General features: G+C 51.6%; 17 protein-coding genes and 1 tRNA gene. 11 read left to right on the top strand and 7 right to left on the bottom strand.

The window, feature by feature from the left end; genetic code table 11:
• Window positions 1–9: 9 nt before the first annotated feature.
• From ACTHSP_RS09805 to ACTHSP_RS09795, 3 genes are all read left to right on the top strand, one after another.
• Window positions 10–1,482 carry a S41 family peptidase gene (locus tag ACTHSP_RS09805; RefSeq protein ID WP_049351441.1) on the top strand — a complete coding sequence of 491 codons (1,473 nt, stop codon included), beginning with the start codon at window positions 10–12 and terminating at the stop codon, window positions 1,480–1,482.
• A 95-nt stretch (window positions 1,483–1,577) separates the two neighbouring features.
• Window positions 1,578–2,954 carry a DNA repair protein RadA gene (gene radA, locus ACTHSP_RS09800; RefSeq protein ID WP_049351440.1) on the top strand — a complete coding sequence of 459 codons (1,377 nt, stop codon included), beginning with the start codon at window positions 1,578–1,580 and terminating at the stop codon, window positions 2,952–2,954.
• 150 nt (window positions 2,955–3,104) lie between these two features.
• Window positions 3,105–3,911, top strand: a complete 807-nt coding sequence (locus ACTHSP_RS09795) for a DUF4198 domain-containing protein (protein ID WP_049336457.1) — start codon at window positions 3,105–3,107, stop codon at window positions 3,909–3,911.
• 55 nt (window positions 3,912–3,966) lie between these two features.
• Here the strand turns inward: ACTHSP_RS09795 and ACTHSP_RS09790 are convergent, their stop codons facing one another.
• Window positions 3,967–4,527 carry a pseudouridine synthase gene (locus ACTHSP_RS09790; RefSeq protein ID WP_049351439.1) on the bottom strand — a complete coding sequence of 187 codons (561 nt, stop codon included), beginning with the start codon at window positions 4,525–4,527 and terminating at the stop codon, window positions 3,967–3,969.
• Window positions 4,528–4,607: 80 nt separating this feature from the next.
• Window positions 4,608–4,700, bottom strand: a tRNA-Ser gene (locus ACTHSP_RS09785).
• A 199-nt stretch (window positions 4,701–4,899) separates the two neighbouring features.
• Here ACTHSP_RS09785 and ACTHSP_RS09780 point away from each other — a divergent pair.
• The 8 genes from ACTHSP_RS09780 (at window position 4,900) to ACTHSP_RS09745 (ending at window position 14,737) form a co-directional block, all read left to right on the top strand.
• Window positions 4,900–5,412 (top strand): hypothetical protein, encoded by a 513-nt coding sequence (locus ACTHSP_RS09780; RefSeq protein ID WP_224783511.1) that lies wholly within the window; start codon window positions 4,900–4,902, stop codon window positions 5,410–5,412.
• Between the two features lie 52 nt (window positions 5,413–5,464).
• On the top strand, window positions 5,465–6,082 hold the full coding sequence (locus ACTHSP_RS09775; RefSeq protein WP_440346030.1) for a 4'-phosphopantetheinyl transferase family protein: 618 nt from the start codon (window positions 5,465–5,467) through the stop codon (window positions 6,080–6,082).
• Between the two features lie 93 nt (window positions 6,083–6,175).
• Complete coding sequence (locus ACTHSP_RS09770; RefSeq protein WP_440346029.1) at window positions 6,176–8,494, top strand: MMPL family transporter; 2,319 nt, start codon at window positions 6,176–6,178, stop codon at window positions 8,492–8,494.
• Between the two features lie 134 nt (window positions 8,495–8,628).
• Window positions 8,629–9,867 carry an NAD(P)/FAD-dependent oxidoreductase gene (locus tag ACTHSP_RS09765; protein ID WP_440346028.1) on the top strand — a complete coding sequence of 413 codons (1,239 nt, stop codon included), beginning with the start codon at window positions 8,629–8,631 and terminating at the stop codon, window positions 9,865–9,867.
• Window positions 9,868–9,964: 97 nt separating this feature from the next.
• A complete protein-coding gene (locus tag ACTHSP_RS09760) occupies window positions 9,965–10,483 on the top strand; it encodes a hypothetical protein (protein WP_070630865.1) in 519 nt (172 codons plus the stop codon).
• 3 nt (window positions 10,484–10,486) lie between these two features.
• The gene (locus ACTHSP_RS09755) at window positions 10,487–11,689 is read left to right on the top strand and encodes a beta-ketoacyl-ACP synthase (RefSeq protein WP_440346027.1); all 1,203 of its coding nucleotides are present in this window, start codon (window positions 10,487–10,489) and stop codon (window positions 11,687–11,689) included.
• 173 nt (window positions 11,690–11,862) lie between these two features.
• A complete protein-coding gene (locus ACTHSP_RS09750; RefSeq protein WP_440346026.1) occupies window positions 11,863–14,085 on the top strand; it encodes an NADP-dependent isocitrate dehydrogenase in 2,223 nt (740 codons plus the stop codon).
• 58 nt (window positions 14,086–14,143) lie between these two features.
• Window positions 14,144–14,737 (top strand): LolA family protein, encoded by a 594-nt coding sequence (locus ACTHSP_RS09745; RefSeq protein WP_049351432.1) that lies wholly within the window; start codon window positions 14,144–14,146, stop codon window positions 14,735–14,737.
• Between the two features lie 55 nt (window positions 14,738–14,792).
• Here ACTHSP_RS09745 and ylqF read toward each other — a convergent pair whose 3' ends face one another.
• The 5 genes from ylqF to ACTHSP_RS09720 form a co-directional block, all read right to left on the bottom strand.
• Window positions 14,793–15,734 (bottom strand): ribosome biogenesis GTPase YlqF, encoded by a 942-nt coding sequence (gene ylqF, locus ACTHSP_RS09740; RefSeq protein WP_049351431.1) that lies wholly within the window; start codon window positions 15,732–15,734, stop codon window positions 14,793–14,795.
• A gap of 93 nt (window positions 15,735–15,827) precedes the next feature.
• Entirely contained in the window at window positions 15,828–16,064 is a 237-nt protein-coding gene (locus tag ACTHSP_RS09735; RefSeq protein ID WP_049351430.1) for a protocatechuate 3,4-dioxygenase, read from the bottom strand.
• Window positions 16,065–16,098: 34 nt separating this feature from the next.
• Entirely contained in the window at window positions 16,099–16,953 is an 855-nt protein-coding gene (gene rapZ / locus ACTHSP_RS09730) for an RNase adapter RapZ (protein WP_049351429.1), read from the bottom strand.
• Window positions 16,934–17,896: an HPr(Ser) kinase/phosphatase gene (hprK, locus tag ACTHSP_RS09725; protein WP_003685274.1), complete on the bottom strand. Its 963-nt coding sequence runs from the start codon at window positions 17,894–17,896 to the stop codon at window positions 16,934–16,936. The genes rapZ and hprK overlap by 20 nt, the downstream gene beginning before the upstream one ends.
• Window positions 17,897–17,899: 3 nt before the next feature.
• Window positions 17,900–18,190 (bottom strand): PTS sugar transporter subunit IIA (locus ACTHSP_RS09720; protein ID WP_440346025.1); only part of this gene is annotated, 291 nt, incomplete at its 5' end.

Genomic DNA, 18,190 nt, shown 5'->3' with positions numbered 1-18,190 from the left:
GTCAAACGAATGTCAACAAAATCCACTTTGAAAAAAGTTGCAATCTACACTCTCGGCGCGTTTAGCGGCATCGCCCTCAGTCTGAGTGTACAAAGTTTTGCCGCCGAAAAAGACAAAAAAGACAACGAGGCCCTGCCCGTGCAAACCATCCGCACCATGGCAGAAGTGTACGGCCAAATCAAAGCCAACTATTACCAAGACAAACCAGACGCCGAGCTCTTTGAAGGTGCAATGAAAGGCATGGTGTCCGACCTCGATCCGCATTCCGAGTATATGGACAAAAAAGGCTATGCCGAAATGAAAGAGTCCACCAGCGGCGAATTCGGCGGCTTGGGCATGGAAATCGGACAAGAAGATGGCTTTGTCAAAGTCGTTGCCCCGATTGAAGACACTCCAGCAGAACGCGCCGGCGTGAAAAGTGGCGACTTCATCGTCAAAATCGACAATACCTCTACACGCGGCCTGACCGTCAGCGAAGCCGTCAAAAAAATGCGCGGCAAACCGGGTACCAAAATCACCCTGACCCTTTCACGCAAAAATGCCGACAAACCCATCGTCGTCAACCTGACCCGCGCCATCATCAAAGTCAAAAGCGTACGCCATCACCTGCTTGAAAAAGACTACGGCTACATCCGCGTCTCCCAATTCCAAGAACGCACCGTTGCCGCACTCAACGAAGCCGCACAAGCCCTTGTCAAAGAAAATAAAGGCCCGCTCAAAGGCATCATCCTCGACTTACGCGATGACCCGGGCGGCCTGCTCAACGGTGCAGTCGGCGTATCCGCAGCCTTCCTGCAGCCTGACGTAACCGTTGTCAGCACCAAAGGCCGCAACAAAAAAGAAGGCATGGTTCTCAAAGCAACTGCCGAAGACTACATCACCACCAGCGGCAAAGACCCGTTGGCCGGATTGCCTGCCGAGCTGAAAACCATTCCGATGACCGTCCTGATTAACGCAGGCTCGGCCTCCGCTTCCGAAATCGTTGCCGGCGCATTGCAAGACCACAAACGTGCCGTCGTCGTCGGCACACAAAGTTTCGGTAAAGGCTCAGTGCAAACCCTGATTCCGCTTTCCGGCGGCAGCGCAGTCAAACTGACCACCGCCCTTTACTACACGCCAAACGACCGCTCGATTCAAGCACAAGGCATTGTTCCTGACGTTGAAGTCAAAGATAAAGACCGCGCCTTTGAAAGCCGCGAAGCCGATTTGGTCGGCCATATCGGCAATCCGTTGGGCGGCCAAGACGTCAACAGCAGCACTGAAACACCTGCCAACACAGAAACCAAAGCCGATAAAGACAAGTCCAAAAAAGATAAAGACGAAGACATCTCCAGCCGCCGCATTCCAAATCCGGCCAAAGACGATCAACTCCGTAAAGCCTTGGACTTGGTGAAAAATCCAGCCGAATGGCAAAAATCTTTGGGCTTAGCAGCGAAAAAACCTGCACCGAAAAAAGATGCGGATAAAGACAGCAAAAAATAAACCTGTTATTTCTCAATAAAAAAGGTCGTCTGAAAACGATATGATTGTTTTCAGACGACCTTTTCACACATCAAATATTCCACAGGGAAAACATCATGGCAAAAGCCCCCAAAACCATCTACCAATGTTCCGAATGCGGCGGTACTTCCCCGAAATGGCAGGGTAAATGCCCGCATTGCGGCGAGTGGAACACGCTTCAGGAAAGCCTTGCCGCGCCCGAGCCGAAAAATGCCCGCTTCCAATCTTGGGCGGCAGACACTTCGACCGTCCAATCCCTCTCCGCCGTTACCGCGACCGAAGTGCCGCGTAATCCGACCGGCATGGGCGAACTCGACCGTGTATTGGGCGGCGGTTTGGTTGACGGCGCGGTCATCCTGCTCGGCGGCGACCCCGGCATCGGCAAATCCACGCTGCTGTTGCAAACCATCGCCAAAATGGCGCAAAGCCGCAAAGTGCTGTACGTTTCCGGCGAGGAATCCGCCCAACAAGTCGCCCTGCGCGCACAACGTTTGGAGCTGCCCACCGAAGGCGTGAACCTGCTTGCCGAAATCCGCATGGAAGCGATTCAGACGGCCTTGAAACAGCATCAGCCCGAAGTCGTGGTTATCGACTCCATCCAAACCATGTATTCCGACCAAATCACTTCCGCCCCCGGCTCCGTATCGCAGGTACGCGAATGCGCCGCCCAACTGACGCGTATGGCGAAACAGATGGGCATCGCCATAATACTGGTCGGACACGTTACCAAAGACGGCGCAATTGCCGGCCCGCGCGTGCTGGAACACATGGTCGATACCGTGCTGTATTTCGAGGGCGACCAACATTCCAACTACCGCATGATACGCGCCATCAAAAACCGCTTCGGCGCAGCAAACGAATTGGGCGTGTTCGCTATGACCGAAAACGGTTTGAGAGGCGTATCCAACCCGTCCGCCATCTTCCTTGCCAGCTACCGCGACGACACGCCCGGTTCGTGCGTTTTGGTCACACAGGAAGGCAGCCGCCCGCTTTTGGTCGAAATTCAGGCACTGGTCGATGACGCACACGGTTTCACCCCCAAACGCCTTACCGTCGGCCTCGAGCAAAACCGCCTCGCCATGCTGCTCGCCGTCCTCAACCGCCATGGAGGCATTGCCTGCTTCGACCAAGATGTATTCCTCAATGCCGTCGGCGGCGTCAAAATCGGCGAACCTGCCGCCGACCTAGCCGTCATCCTCGCCATGCTCTCCAGCTTCCGCAACCGCCCTATGCCTGAAAAAACCGTCGTATTCGGCGAAATCGGCTTAAGCGGCGAGGTCCGTCCTGTTGCACGCGGACAAGAGCGACTCAAAGAAGCGGAAAAACTCGGCTTCAAACGCGCCATCGTTCCCAAAGCCAATATGCCGCGCAATGCCAAAGAGTTTCCAAACCTGAAAATCTACGGCGTCAGCAGTTTGCAGGAAGCGATTGATGTTTGTCGTGACGGGGACTAAACCGTTTCGGTAATCCGCCTCAAAAAACAATCAACTAAAAGGCCGTCTGAAAACTTTCAGACGGCCTCTCTTTAAATTTAAATAATTTTGTTATATTATAACGAACGCTTTATTCTATCTTTTCTACACATCGAAAATCGGAGAGAAATCTTGAAAAAAACTGCTTTGCTTATCGCATCCGCCTTCCTGTTCAGCACTGCCGCACACGCCCACCGCGTTTGGGTTGAAACCGCCCACACACATGGCGGCGAATACCTTGAAGCCGAATTGGGCTATGGCGAATTCCCGGAGCTTGAGCCCATCGCCAAAGACCGCCTGCACATTTTCAGCAAACCCATGCAACTGGTGACTGAAAAAGGCAAAGAAAACATGATTCAAAAAGGTACATACAATTACCAATACCGCAGCAAATTGCCGGTCAAAGACGGCAGCTACTTGGTAACCGCCGAATACCAACCGACTTTCTGGTCAAAAAACAGCGCGGGCTGGAAGCAGGCAAGCATCAAAGAAATGCCTGATGCAAGCTATTGCGAGCAAACCCGTATGTTCGGTAAAAACATCGTCAATGTCGGTCATGAAAGCGCAGATACCGCCATCATCACCAAGCAAGTCGGCCAACATTTAGAAATCGTACCTTTGGACAACCCTGCCAACGTCCACGTCGGCGAACGCTTCAAAGTCCGCGTCCTCTTCAATGGCGAGCCGCTGCCTAACGCCACCGTTACCGCTACATTTGACGGCTTCGACACCAGCGACCGCAGCAAAACCCATAAAACCGAAGCCCAAGCCTTCTCTGATACCACCGATGACAAAGGCGAAGTCAGCATCATTCCATTACGCCAAGGTTTCTGGAAGGCCAGCGTAGAACACAAAGCCGATTTCCCTGATCAAAGTGTGTGCCAAAAACAGGCAAACTACACCACAATGACCTTCCAAATCGGCCATTCACATCATTAATTTTTCCATAACAAAAGGCCGTCTGAATATTTCAGACAGCCTTTATTCATCCTATCTAAGGACGATGCGGCGCAAACTGCCATTGTCCCAATTCCAAATTCAAATCAAACAGATTCAGACGGCCTATCGCCACACGAACCAAGCGTAAACACGGCAAGCCTGCTTTCGCCGTCATCCTTCGCACTTGACGGTTTTTCCCTTCCGAAATTTTGATTTCTACCCAAAAATCAGGCACGGACTTGCGCACGCGAATCGGCGGCACGCGCGGCCATAAAACATCCGCTTCGCCTTCTTCCAATACCCTGACCTCGGCCGGACGGGTGACAAAATCGCCCAAATCTACGCCACGGCGCAATAAATCCAATTTAGCTTCATCTGGAGAACCCTCCACCTGCGCCCAATAAGTTTTAATCTGCTTAAATTTCGGGTCGGCAATCTGCGCCTGCAAACGGCCATTATTGGTCAGCAGCAACAAGCCCTCGCTGTCCGTATCCAAACGTCCGGCTGGATAAAATCCCGGTTTCTCGACAAAATCCTTAAGGCACTGATGTTTTTCATGTGCAGAAAACTGGCAAATCACACCATAAGGCTTGTTTAGAATAATCAAATCGTTCATTTCATACTTTCAGACGGCCTTGGTTTTCAAGAAATTCCGGATAATAAAAAAGACACCGTATAAACGGTGTCTTTCATATTTGGCGGAGTAAGAGGGATTCGAACCCTCGATGCAGGTTGACCCCACATGCTTCCTTAGCAGGGAAGTGCCTTCAGCCTCTCAGCCATTACTCCTAAGGAAGACCGCAATATACGCTTTCTCCCTTCCTTCGTCAAGCATTACCGCCTCAAACTTTCTTAACGCCATGAAATCATTTAAATAAAAATATAATATTTTTTTGCATAACCCTATTTTTATACTTCTTTCATATATGTTAAAATGATTCTGCTTTCTGTAAACTTTTTCTACGCCCATTATTACAAAGGAGTTCGTATGTTACGTTTTTCTGCTTTGGTTGCCGTATCCGCCCTAATGCTTGCCGCCTGCTCACAATCCGGCAATTCCCAACCATCTACTTCCTCCTCTCAAACTTCTACTCAAAAAACAACTGCAGCCGGTTCTGCCTGCCGCAGCATGGGTGAAGGCCATAAAGTCAATGGCAAAGGTCAAAACGATATCTATATGTGTAAAGTCGATGTGGCTTTGAACTCTGCCGAAGCCAAATCCGCTTTGGATCCTAGCATCCGCGTTCACTACGGCAGCACATCCGGTGCGACTTTGACTTCCCGTCAAATCTCCAACTCAGTCGGCAAAACTCCTGATGAAACCTGCCAACGCGCATTCCTGAGCGCGGTTAAACGCTTCCAAAGCACTGCACTTCGTAAAAAAGCCAAATCCGTTCATCTGGTTAGCTACTTTGACAAAGTAACCAAAGGCGGTAACGAGTACGAATGCCACATCGCTACATTCAACAGCCGTGTGGTTTTGAAAGGCAGCTTCCACTAAGCAATGTCAAAAATGCCGGACTTCAATATGAAGTTTGGCATTTTTCTATTTTATGGATACAACACCCCTTCACTGCCTGCTGGCCGATCCGTCTTTTGCCGCCTGCTACGACCATGCGTCTCTAAATGCAGCCGATTCCCAACGTTTGACTGCCACACCTCAACTGGCGCAGCGTCAAGACTGGCAAGTCAGTCGCGCATTAAAACAGCAAACCGATTTAGCGACTGTATCGCTGAGCCACAGCCAAGGCTTTGCCGCTTTATTGTGTGCGCCTCATACCTTAACAGCCGGTGTCGATATCGAATTTATCCGCCCGCGCGATTTCAAAGCGTTGTCGGCTTTGGTCTGCACGCAGGAAGAACAAAACTATTTAGAAACGGCAAACTGGCCGTCTGAAACGTTTTACCGATTGTGGTGTTTCAAGGAAGCATTGATTAAAGCGACGAATTTGGATTTTCCGTCAGACATGAAATCGGTCGGCTATGTTTTCGATTCAGGGCAACCCGTCAGTTTACGCGCTGGAAAGCAAACCGATTGGCACGGCACAAGCGCGATTTTGGCGGATACGATGGCACTTGCCTGCGTTTGGAAGGAAAAAGCCGTCACTCTGCAATGGCAGTTTTTCGGCTCGCTCAAGCCCAATGATTTAACCGACCGGCAAACTATCTAACAACTGACAAAATAATAATAATCTGATTTAATTTACTGCACTTTTACTTATTCCACACACCAACAGCAGCATTTGCAAAAGGCCGTCTGAACGATGAATCTTCGCCTCCTAAACCGCCTCTATACTGCCCTTATCCTGTTTCTTACTCTGTTTTTGGTTTATGCCTTTGCTTCACAAGCGCGTATCCAAACCGATTTGACCGCGTTATTGCCAAGCGAGCAGCAACCTGATGCCTTACTGACGGCCGCGGATAAAGCCGCAGAAGTGCAGCTCAATTCGCAAGTCATTTTGCTTGCAGGCAGTACCGATGCCGAAACCGCTTTTCAGACGGCCTCACAAATTGCCGGCGCATGGCGCAAAAGCGGCATATTTGAACAAGTCGACAGCAGCATGACGCCGAATTTGGACAAAGTGCGAGCGGATATGCAGAAACTGAGTTTGGCAGTTTTGCCGCAAGACGAAATACGCCTGCTGTTTGAGCAACCGCAAGCCTATTTTCAAACGCGTGCAGAAGCTGCGGCCAATCCGTTTGCCGCCCCCTCGCCTTTGTCTTTAGAACAAGACTGGCTGGGCTTCGGACGCTTTGTTGCCGACAAAGCCAATCCGCAAAGCCGCTTGCAGTGGGACATGGACAACGGCATGCTCTTTGCCGAAGACAAAGGCAAAACTTGGGTATTTTTGCGCGGACGGCTCGCCGGCGGCGATCAATTTTCCGGCAACGATGCCCTCTTGCCGCTGATGGCGCAAAGCCGTCAAATCGCTTCGGAAAACGGCGCGGAAACCTTAAGCGCAGGTGGTGCATTGTTCGCCGCCGTATCCAAAGCAGCCGCAGAAAAAGAAAGCCGACTGATGAGCATGATCGGACTTGGGCTGACCTTTGCGCTGCTGTTGTGGGTCTTCCGCAGCGGCCGAGTATTTTTGCTGTCCTTGCCTCTGGCAGCCGGTATGTTGACCGGATTGGCGGTTGCGTTATTAACCTTTGGCGAAGTGCATATCCTGACCATCGTCATCGGCACCAGCCTGGTGGGTATGTTGGTGGATTTCCCGTTGCACTGGCTTGCTCCGTCGGTATTCGGGCCGTCTGAAAAGACCGTTTGGCAGGCTGAATCGGCAATGAAACATGTCTTGCCAAGTTTTGCCGTCAGCCTGACAATTACCGTCTTGGGCTATGCGCTGCTGTGGTTTACCCCTTTGCCTGTATTGCGCCAAACCGCCGTATTTTCAGGCTTTGCCTTATTTGGTGCGTTTGGTGCCACCGTTTTATGGCTGCCGCCGCTGTTTCGCCGCTACCGTGCCAAAACCGTGCCTTTTGCCGCATTAACCGAAAAGCTCTATTCCTTATCAGGCCGTCTGAAAAACCGCCTGCACAAACGCGGCTGGTTAATCGTAGGCGGAATTTTGCTGGCAGTCGGACTGTGGCGCAGCGACTGGCGTGACGACATCCGTCAATGGGTCAATATGCCGACCGCGATGTTGACCGAAGTACAACAAATCGGCCAGTTGAGCGGTACGGATTTTGGCGGCAAATATTTGGTGGCCGAAGCACAAAGTGAAGATGCCCTGTTGAAGAAAACCGCCGAATTCGGCCGCGCCCTGCAGCCCTTAATCGCGCAAGGCAAACTTTCCGGCATCCAATCGCCCGACCAATTCATCCTGCCGACAACGGAACAACAAAAACTGCAAAACCGTCTGCGCGAATTGACTAAGTTGCCTGATAGCTGGAAACCACTTACAGAAATCGGTATTCCGCGCAAAACCGTGCGCGATGCCCTGCTTCAAGCTGCCGATACACAACCATTGTCGCTTTCAGACGGCCTGAATACCGATTTGGCAGAAGCTTGGCGTTCCTTGTATTTGGGCGAAGTGGAACCAGGCCGTTTTGCTGCCGTCGTGCGTTTGAACGGCATGACCGATGAAGCCGCCGTACGCGCCGTGGCGCAACACGTCTCCGGCGTACATTGGGCAGACAAACGCGCCCACTTAAACGAACTTTTCCACCACACGCGCAATCAGGCCGCATGGTTGAAACTGGCTTCCTATGCGTTGGCATGGCTGCTCTTGTGGAAAATGTTTGGTTTCAAACACGGCAGCAAAATCCTTGCCGTGCCGCTGGCCGCCGCCATCTGCACCATTGCCGTACTCGGTTTGGCAGGCATTCCCGTCAGCCTGTTTGCTATGTTCGGCCTGCTTTTAGTATCCGCCATCGGCGTGGACTATGCCGTCTATGCTGCCACCGCACACCACAGCGCGCCGGCAAAATTAGGCGGTATGCTGCTTGCCGCCGCAACGACAGCCATTTCCTTTGCCCTGCTCGCCATCAGCAGCACACCCGCCGTTGCCGCGTTCGGCATGACGGTTACCATCGGCGTGGCATTCAATATTTGGCTGGCAGGCACATTGTTGAAAAATTAGACAAAAGATGAAGGCGATTGAAGTTGAAGCGATATTTTTTTCAACTTCTATCGCCAAGTTGCAAAAGGCCGTCTGAAAAACTTCAGACGCTAGTTTAAACATTTTTTTATCATTAAAATCAAAGGTATTTTCAAATGTCCGTAGAATTTGACGTTGCCGTTATCGGCGCAGGCCCTTCAGGTTCGGTTGCTTCCGCTTTGCTGAACAAACAAGGCTTTAAAGTTTGCGTATTGGAAAAACAACATTTCCCGCGCTTTGTCATCGGCGAAAGCCTGTTGCCGCATTGCATGGAAATGTTGGAAGAAGCCGGTTTTGCCGATGCAGTGCATGCCGAGCCCAGCTTTCAATTTAAAGACGGCGCTGCGTTTTCATGGGGCAGCCGTTACACAGATTTCAACTTTACTGAAAAATTTTCAGACGGCCCCGGTACTATTTATCAAGTGCGCCGTGGTATCTTCGACAAAATCCTGATTGATGAAGCGGCAAAACAAGGCATCAATGTCCGCTTCGGACATGGCGTAACCGCGTTTGACAACAGCGGCGATGTAGCACGCTTGAGCGTTGCGACCGATACAGGCGAAAACTATGAACTGACCGCCAAATTTGTTTTGGATGCCAGCGGTTACGGTCGTGTCCTGCCCCGCCTTTTGAACTTGGAAATCCCGTCCGAGCTGCCTCCGCGCCAAGCCCACTTCACGCATATCGACGACAACATCACCAGCCCGAAATTCGACCGCAACAAAATCCTGATCAACACGCATCCTGAACATCGCGATGTCTGGATTTGGCTGATTCCTTTCGGCGACAACCGCTGCTCCATCGGCGTTGTCGGCACGCCCGACAAACTGGCCGGCGAATCAGAAGCCGTGTTGAAAAAATTTGTGTACGAATGCCCGATGCTGGCGGAAATTTTAGATAAAGCCGTTTGGGAAAACGACTTCCCGTTCCGCTCTATCCAAGGCTACTCTGCCAACGTGAAAACCTTATACGGCAAACATTTCGCTCTTTTAGGCAACGCTGCCGAATTCCTCGACCCTGTTTTCTCCTCCGGCGTGACCATTGCCCTGCACTCTGCCAAACTGGCTGCCAATTTACTGGGCAAACAGCTCAAAGGCGAAGCCGCCGATTGGCAAACCGAATTTGCCGACCAGCTGATGATCGGCGTGAACGCGTTCCGCACTTATGTAACCGGCTGGTACGATTTCCGCTTCCAAAACGCCATCTATGCGCCCAACCGCAGCCCTGAAATCAGCCGCATGATTTCATCTATTTTGGCAGGCTACGCTTGGGATACGAACAATCCATTTGTGGAAAAATCCGAGCAACGCTTGTCCACACTTGCCGCATTGGTGGGCGATTTGAAGGTAGAATAAGGACGAATGCCTTTCAGACGGCCAAACCCGAAAACAGAACAGGCCGTCTGAAACTTTATCCACACCATTAAATATTTTGGCCGATAGATAAAACCTTATGCGATTTATCCCTTTGCTTGCCGCACTGCTGCTTTCCGCATGCACGACCTCGCTCCCCCATCCGCAAACGCTGCCGCCGCTTTCCAAAGAAGGCCAATGGTTTAAACTCGAGCAGACCAATGCGGCGGGGCAGACCGTTCAAACCAATCTCTTGGCAGTCGAGCCTCATTCAGACGGCATTCGCTTTGTCCAAACCGATGCACTGGGTGCGCCGGTATCGCGTCAATCGGTCAGCACCAAAGGCTGGAAAAACGACGGTTTTGTGATGCCCAATGCCGCTTCGCGCCGACTATTTGCCGCCCTGTTGCCGCTTTTGGCCGCCGAACACGCCGCCACGCTTTACCCTGAAGCCCGTCAACAAAATGCCACTAATCAAGGCTTCTGCCCTGATGGCAAAGGTGCGGTATTCAGCTATCGCGAGCGTGATTTGTGGTGTGTCGCCCATCATTCCGAACAATTCCTTATCGGCTTCCCCGACCAAACTTTCTGGACGGTCAGCCCGATTGCAGAAGACTAATCCATGAATACTCCTGTTTATCTTAGCCGTCCGGCACTGACCAGCGCATTGGGCAGCGGCTTGCAAGTTCATGCCGATGCCTTACTTAGGCCGTCTGAAAACACGCCCTTGACTTTTTCAGACCAATGGGTAAAAGGCAAAACGCATGCTTTCGGTGCAGTCAAAGAAACCCTGATGCCTCTGCCCGACAACATTCCCGAAGCGCATCGCAGCCGCAACAACCAGCTTATCCTGCACGCGCTTTCGCAAATAGACGGACTGATTCAGACGGCCATTGCCCGTTACGGCAAAGAAAGGGTTGCTGTCGTTACCGGTACGTCCACCAGTGGCGCAGACGAAAATATCCCTTTGTTCCAACACGTTGTCCAAGGTGGTGAGTGGACGGATGTTCCGTTCAAACAACTGCAACACACCATGGCTTCTCCCTCCGAATTTATCGCCCAAGTTTACGGTTTGGACGGCTTGCGCTATACCGTCTCCACCGCCTGCACTTCCGGCGCACGCGCCCTCATCAGCGCAGCCCGACTGCTTCGTGCCGGATTGTGTGATGCCGTGATTTGCGGCGGCGCAGATACGCTTTCGGCGCTGACGATTAATGGTTTTGCCTCTTTGGAAGTGCTTTCAGACGGCATCGCCAAGCCCTTTTCTGCCAACCGCAACGGAATCAATATCGGCGAAGCGGCCGCATTTTTCGTGATGACGCGCGATGCCGATTTTGACGGCGAAATGCAATTGCTCGGCTATGGTGCAAGCAGCGATGCCTACCATATGTCTTCGCCCCGCCCCGATGGTTTGGGTGCAGCCCAATCCTTTCAGGCCGCTTTGGATAAAGCCAGTTTGAAAGCGGAAAACATCGGCTGGATCAATCTGCACGGCACCGGCACGCAACACAACGACAGCATGGAAAGCCGAGCCGTTGCCGAAGTATTTGGCAGCCACACCCTTTGCACCTCAACCAAGCCGTCCACCGGCCATACCTTGGGAGCAGCCGGTGCGATTGAAGCCGCGTTTGCCTGGTTAATGGCCAACCGCCAATACAATCCCGAAGGCAAACTGCCGCCGCAACAATGGGACAACGTACCCGATTCCGGGCTGCCCAACATCGCTTTGACCAACGAAAACAGCCGCTGGCCGTCTGAAAAACGCATTGCCGCCAGCTCGTCATTTGCCTTCGGCGGCAGCAATGCCGTTTTGATTATCGGATAAGTCCTTAATATTTAGGTCGTCTTTTCAGACGGCCTTTTTCTTTTCCGCAACTTAAAAAACAATAACATCAAAACAACAACCAAATCCGCCGAAATATGCCATAATAGGCTTAGCACGTTTCTTCTCGCAATGTGCCCGAAAAGAAAAACTTAACCTACATAGAGAATAATCCCATGACTAAATCCACCATTATCTATACCTACACCGACGAAGCTCCTGCATTGGCCACTCAATCCCTGCTGCCAATCGTGCAGGCGTTTACCCGCCATGCCGGTATCGAAGTCAAAACCAGCGATATTTCCCTGTCCGGCCGCATTCTGGCGGCGTTCCCCGAACATCTGACCGAAGCTCAGCGCGTACCCAACGCGCTTGCCGAGTTGGGCGAACTGGTGAAACAACCCGACGCCAACGTGATCAAACTGCCGAACATCAGCGCATCCGTACCTCAACTGACTGCCGCGATTAAAGAATTGCAGTCTAAAGGCTTTTCCGTTCCCGACTATCCTGCCGACCCTCAAACCGATGAAGAAAAAGCCGTACGCGAACGCTACGACCGCATCAAAGGCAGCGCGGTAAACCCAGTCCTGCGCGAAGGCAACTCCGACCGTCGCGCCCCTAAAGCAGTAAAAAACTTTGCGAAAAAACATCCGCACAGCATGGGCGCATGGACGAAAGACTCCAAAACCCACGTTGCCACCATGCAAAGCGGCGACTTTTTCCATAACGAACAATCCGTTACCGTACCTGAAGCGACTTCCGTATCCATCGTATTCACCGACAAACAAGGCAACAAAAAAGAGCTGCGCGAGCCTGTTGCCCTGAAAGCCGGCGAAATCATCGACGCGACCGTAATGAGCAAAAAAGCCCTGCTCGCCTTCCTTGCCGAACAAGTGAAAGACGCGAAAGCAAAAGGCGTATTATTCTCGCTGCACATGAAAGCCACCATGATGAAAGTGTCCGACCCGATTATCTTCGGACACGCCGTCAAAGTGTTCTTTGCGCCTGTATTTGAAAAATTCGGCGACAAACTGGCTGCCGCAGGTGTCAACGTCAACAATGGCTTCGGCAACCTGCTGGCCAATCTGGACAAACTGGATGCGGACACCCGCGCCGCCGTCGAAGCCGAAATCGCCGCCGTTTACGCCGCCAACCCTGATTTGGCGATGGTCGATTCCGATAAAGGCATCACCAACCTGCACGTTCCCAGCGATGTCATCGTCGACGCTTCCATGCCTGCGATGATCCGCAACTCCGGCCGTATGTGGGATAAAGATGGCAAAGCGCAAGACACCAAAGCCGTGATTCCCGACAGCAGCTATGCCGGTGTTTACCAAGCAACCATCGACTTCTGCCGCAAACACGGCGCGTTTGACCCGACAACCATGGGCACCGTTCCTAACGTCGGCCTGATGGCGCAAGCAGCCGAAGAATACGGTTCACACAACAAAACTTTTGAAATCGAAGCCGACGGCCAAGTTCAAGTGGTTGATGCAGCAGGCAATGTCCTGATGCAACACGACGTTGAAGCCGGCGACATCTGGCGTATGTGCCAAACCAAAGACGCTCCGGTTAAAGACTGGGTACAACTCGCCGTCAACCGCGCCCGTCTGAGCAATACCCCGGCCGTATTCTGGCTCGACGAAAACCGTCCGCACGACAAGAGCCTACTCGCCAAGGTTAAAGCTTACCTTGCCGAACTGGATACCAACGGCCTTGACATCCGCGTCCTCGCTCCCGAAGAAGCCGCCAAGTTCAGCTTGGGCCGTCTGAAAAACGGCGAAGACACCATCTCCGTAACCGGCAACGTCCTGCGCGACTACCTGACCGACTTGTTCCCAATTTTGGAACTGGGTACCAGCGCGAAAATGCTGTCTATCGTTCCATTGATGAATGGCGGCGGTATGTTTGAAACCGGCGCGGGCGGCTCCGCACCGAAACACGTCCAACAATTCCTCGAAGAAAACCACTTGCGTTGGGACTCACTGGGCGAATTCCTCGCGCTTGCCGTATCGTTTGAACATCTGGCGCAAAAAACCGGCAACGCCAAAGCCCAAGTCCTCGCCGACACGCTGGATACCGCCACCGAAAAACTGCTGTTGAACGACAAATCGCCTAAACGCAAAGCAGGTGAACTCGACAACCGCGGCAGCCATTTCTACCTCACCCTCTATTGGGCGCAAGAATTGGCAGCGCAAGACAAAGATGCTGAACTGAAAGCCGCATTTGCGCCATTGGCAGCAGCTTTGACTGCCGACGAAGCCAAAATCGTTGAAGAACTCTCTGCCGTACAAGGCAAAGCGGTCGACATCGGCGGCTACTACGCAGCCAATCCTGAAAAAGCCGCACAAGCGATGCGTCCAAGCGCAACCTTTAATCAGGCCTTGTCAGCCTTATAATTAAAGCAATAAAAGGCCGTCTGAACTTTCAGACGGCCTCAGACCTTATGGAAGCACAATGAAAAAAACCATTCTTTCTCTTACTCTCCTCATCAGCGCTCCGGCTTTGTGGGCATTTTCCCCTGCCGAATTGGCACAAACCCTGCAAAAACCGCAAAACGTGCAAGGCAATTTTGTCCAACAACGCCAGCTAAAATCCCTCAGCAAACCCATGACCACCAGCGGCAGCTTTACCCTTGTCCCACAAAAAGGCCTGCTCTGGAAAATGCAAAAACCATTTGAAACCACTCTGCGCGTGCGTTCAGACGGCATCATGCAATGGAACGGCAGCCAATGGGTCAACCCAAACGCCAGCAAGCTCAACGGCCAAAGCCGCCAAATCAAACTCTTCCTCGACCTTTTGGGCGGCAATACCCAAGGCTTGGAAAAACAATTTGATTTGAAATTAAACGGCAACGAGAAAAAATGGACGTTGACCTTAACTCCGAAAACCGCCATTACCCGTCAGATCTTCAACCGTATCGAAATCAACGGCGATACGCTGGTACGAAAAATCGAATTGGACGAAAAGCAAGGCGACAAAACCATCATGCAGTTCAACCAAATCCAAACCGATAAAACCTTGGACAGCTTCAGCCGTACCGTCCTCTAAATTGTCTATTCCAACAAAAGGCCGTCTGAAAATAGATTTCAGACGGCCTTTTATATTAATCGGCTGAAGGCTGCTGCCCTTTTCTTTCCGCCTTTCTGGCTTCGCGAATGGCTTTAAGTTCGGCCTCTTTCTGTCTGGCTTTTTTCAGCCAAGTTTCCCATTGGTTTGGCGTTTCCAGCGTAATTCTGCCGATTTTGCCTTCGCGGAAATCGATCAGGATATTTTCAGCAGCCTTTTGGTAGTTGACCCGTCCGCCGCTCAAAACCGCACCGCGTTTCTTGGCAATCCACTCCAGCCAAGAAGTATCGTCCCAATGGCTGCTTGGATCTTTGTCGGCTTGATAGCGCTCTTGCAACAGGGCCAGATAATGGCGGCGGAGGTAATCCAAAAGCTCAAGCGCCACTTCTTCTTCGTCCAGCGCGTTGCGTCCGACTGCACCGCCGGCCGCAAGGTTGTAGCCGCCTTCTTCAACAATAATTTTCGGCCACAACATACCGGGGGTATCGTAAAGCCAGAAATCGTCGGCAAGGAAAAGGCGCTGTTCGGCTTTGGTAATACCGGGTTCGTTACCGGTTTTGGCAGATTTTTTGCCGATCATGCCGTTAATCAAGGTAGATTTGCCGACGTTGGGGATACCGCAAATCAGGACACGCAGCGGTTTCTCGATACCTTGGCGATGCGGAATCATGGCGCGGCAGGCTTGGGTAATTTTGCCATGCGCGCCGGTTTCGGAAGAATCAAGCGCAATGGCGCGGGTATCTTGGTGGCTGTTGTAGTGTTCGAGCCAAACTTTGGTGCGCTCGGGATCGGCAAGGTCTTGTTTATTTAAAATTTTAAGTTTGGGCTTGCCTTTGGACAACTGGGCAAGCAAAGGGTTTTCGCTGGAAGCAGGCATACGCGCGTCCAGCATCTCAATCACCATATCAACGCTTTTAATGCGTTCGGCAATGGCTTTTTTTGCCTTGTTCATGTGGCCGGGAAACCATTGGATAGCCATGTCTTTTTATTCTTTCTATTCGTATCTGAGGCCGTCTGAAAAATCATTGTTTTTCAGACGGCCTCAGTATTTGGATAATCGGTCAATCAGGATTTAGAGGTTGCCATGCTCGTAGCTGTAATAACCTGCTTCATCCATACATTGCTCAAACGTTTTGGATGTATCGCCACGTTTGGTTCCATTTTGAACTTGTGATTTGCAGGTATTGATTTGGCGGGAAACTTCAGCTTCGCTCGCGCCGGTACGGTGCCAACGGTAAGCAGTGACAGGCTCTGTTGCACAGGCGGTCAAGATAAGCAGGGATAATGCAGTCAGACTGATTTTTTTCATGGTTTCTTCCTTTGAGGCCGTCTGAAACGGCAAGTTAGCGTCCTGCCAAGCTTTGTGCCTGACGGTGGCGGACAAGGAGTTCGTAACGGTCTTTGAGGCACTCGGCCAGTTTTTCCACAACATAAACGGAGCGGTGCTGCCCGCCGGTACAACCGATGGCAATCGTCACATAACTGCGGCTCTCTTGTTGCAGGCGCGGCAGCCAGCGGCTAATAAAATGGTCGATGTCATCAACCATTTCTTGAGCCAACGGCTGCTGGCCCAAATAATCTTGAATAGGCTTGTCCATGCCGGTAAAGGGGCGCAATTCCGGATCGTAATACGGATTGGGCAGGCTGCGCATGTCAAACATAAAGTCGGCATTGTTGGGAACGCCGTATTTGAAACCAAAGGATTCAAGAATGACCAGCAAACCGACACGTTCAATGTTGAGCCACTGTTGCACAGCATAACGCAGCTGCTGCGCGTTCATTTTGGAAGTATCGATGCAATATGCAATGTCTCTAAGCGGGAAGAGCCACTCGCGTTCTTTTTGCAGGCTTTCCAACAAAGTCAGGTTTTGACCGGACAAAGGATGTCCGCGACGGGTTTCTGAGAAGCGGCGAACCAACACGCCCTCTTCTGCTTCAACAAAGAGGACTTCGACCTGATGTCCTTCGTCACGCAAATATTGGATTTGCTCTTGCGCTTCTTGGATATTGATACCGGAACGGATATCAACGCTGACACCAAGCTGGGTTTCTTCACCGCGTTCAATATGGTACAACACCAGCGAAGGCAACATTTCCAAAGGCAGATTATCAACGCAATAATAGCCTAAATCTTCGAGTTGTTTGAGGGCTACGGATTTTCCTGAGCCGGATAAGCCGCTAATCAGGACGATTTTCATGATTTTGTTCGTTTTCTTTGAGTTGTGTTTGATGGCGTTCGAGGAATTCTTTGGTGCTGTCTTTACCGCGCAATTGAAGGATGTAATTGCGCACTGCAGCTTCAACCAATACTGCTAAGTTTCGACCGATTGCAACAGGCAGGGTAACGGAACGGACGCTGACGTTGAGGATAGATGCTGTTTCGGTACGGATGCTCAATCGATCGAGTTGTTTCATGTATCCGTCGTCGGCCGGAACCAAATTAATAATCAGCTGGAGGATTTTTTTCGGACGGATAGAGGTTTCGCCAAAAATATGGCGGATATTGAGTATGCCCAAACCGCGTACTTCGAGGAAATCACGCAGCATAGGCGGACAACGGCCTTCCAGCATTTCCGGGCCGGTACGGAAAAGTTCGACCGCATCATCGGCAATCAGGCTGTGGCCGCGCGAAATCAGCTCCAATGCCAATTCGCTCTTACCCAAGCCGGATTGTCCGGTAATGAGTACGCCCACTTCAAATACATCCAAAAATACGCCGTGCTTGATGGTGGAAGTAGCCAATGTACGTTGCAGATAAATCCGCAAAACGTCCATCAAGTGCGGACTTTCCTGCTTGGAAGTCAGCAAAGGAATACTGTTGGTATGGCAATAATCGCGCAATTTGGGCGAAACCGGCAAGCCGTTGGCGACAATGACCAAAGACATGGGGATGTCGAAAAGCTCGCCGAAATCGTAGTTGAGCTCGCCCGTTTCCAAGCGGCGCAAATATTCGGCTTCAGCTACGCCGACAACTTGAATTTGGTTGGGATGGATAAAGTTTAAGTGGCCGACCAAGGCCAAGACGGGTTTATCGGCTTCGACACCGATACGGTTGTCCGCGCCGGAATTACCGGCAGCCCAAGCAAGTTCGAGTTTGTGCTGATTATCGGAAAACAGGCGGCGGACAGATATGCTGGGCATGAATTACTCTTCGCTCAGGAGTGTACGTACTTCTTCGGCAGAAGTAGCGGCCATCAACGCTTCACGGATGGCTTTTTGAGAGAATCTGCCGGCAAGTTTGGACAAGACTTCCAAATGTTCGCCGGTAGCGTTTTCAGGCACAAGCAGGATGAAAATCAGGGAAACGGGTTTGCCGTCGGGCGCATCAAAGGCAACCGGCTCTTTGGTGCGGATAAAAGCACCGGTGGCTTTTTTCACGCATGCGTGACGGCCGTGAGGAATCGCCACCCCCTGCCCCAAACCGGTCGAACCAAG

The sequence above is a fragment of the Neisseria sp. P0001.S005 genome, assembly GCF_051963715.1.
Note: the sequence above shows the minus strand (reverse complement) of the source record. Positions and strands in the feature narration are given on the sequence as shown.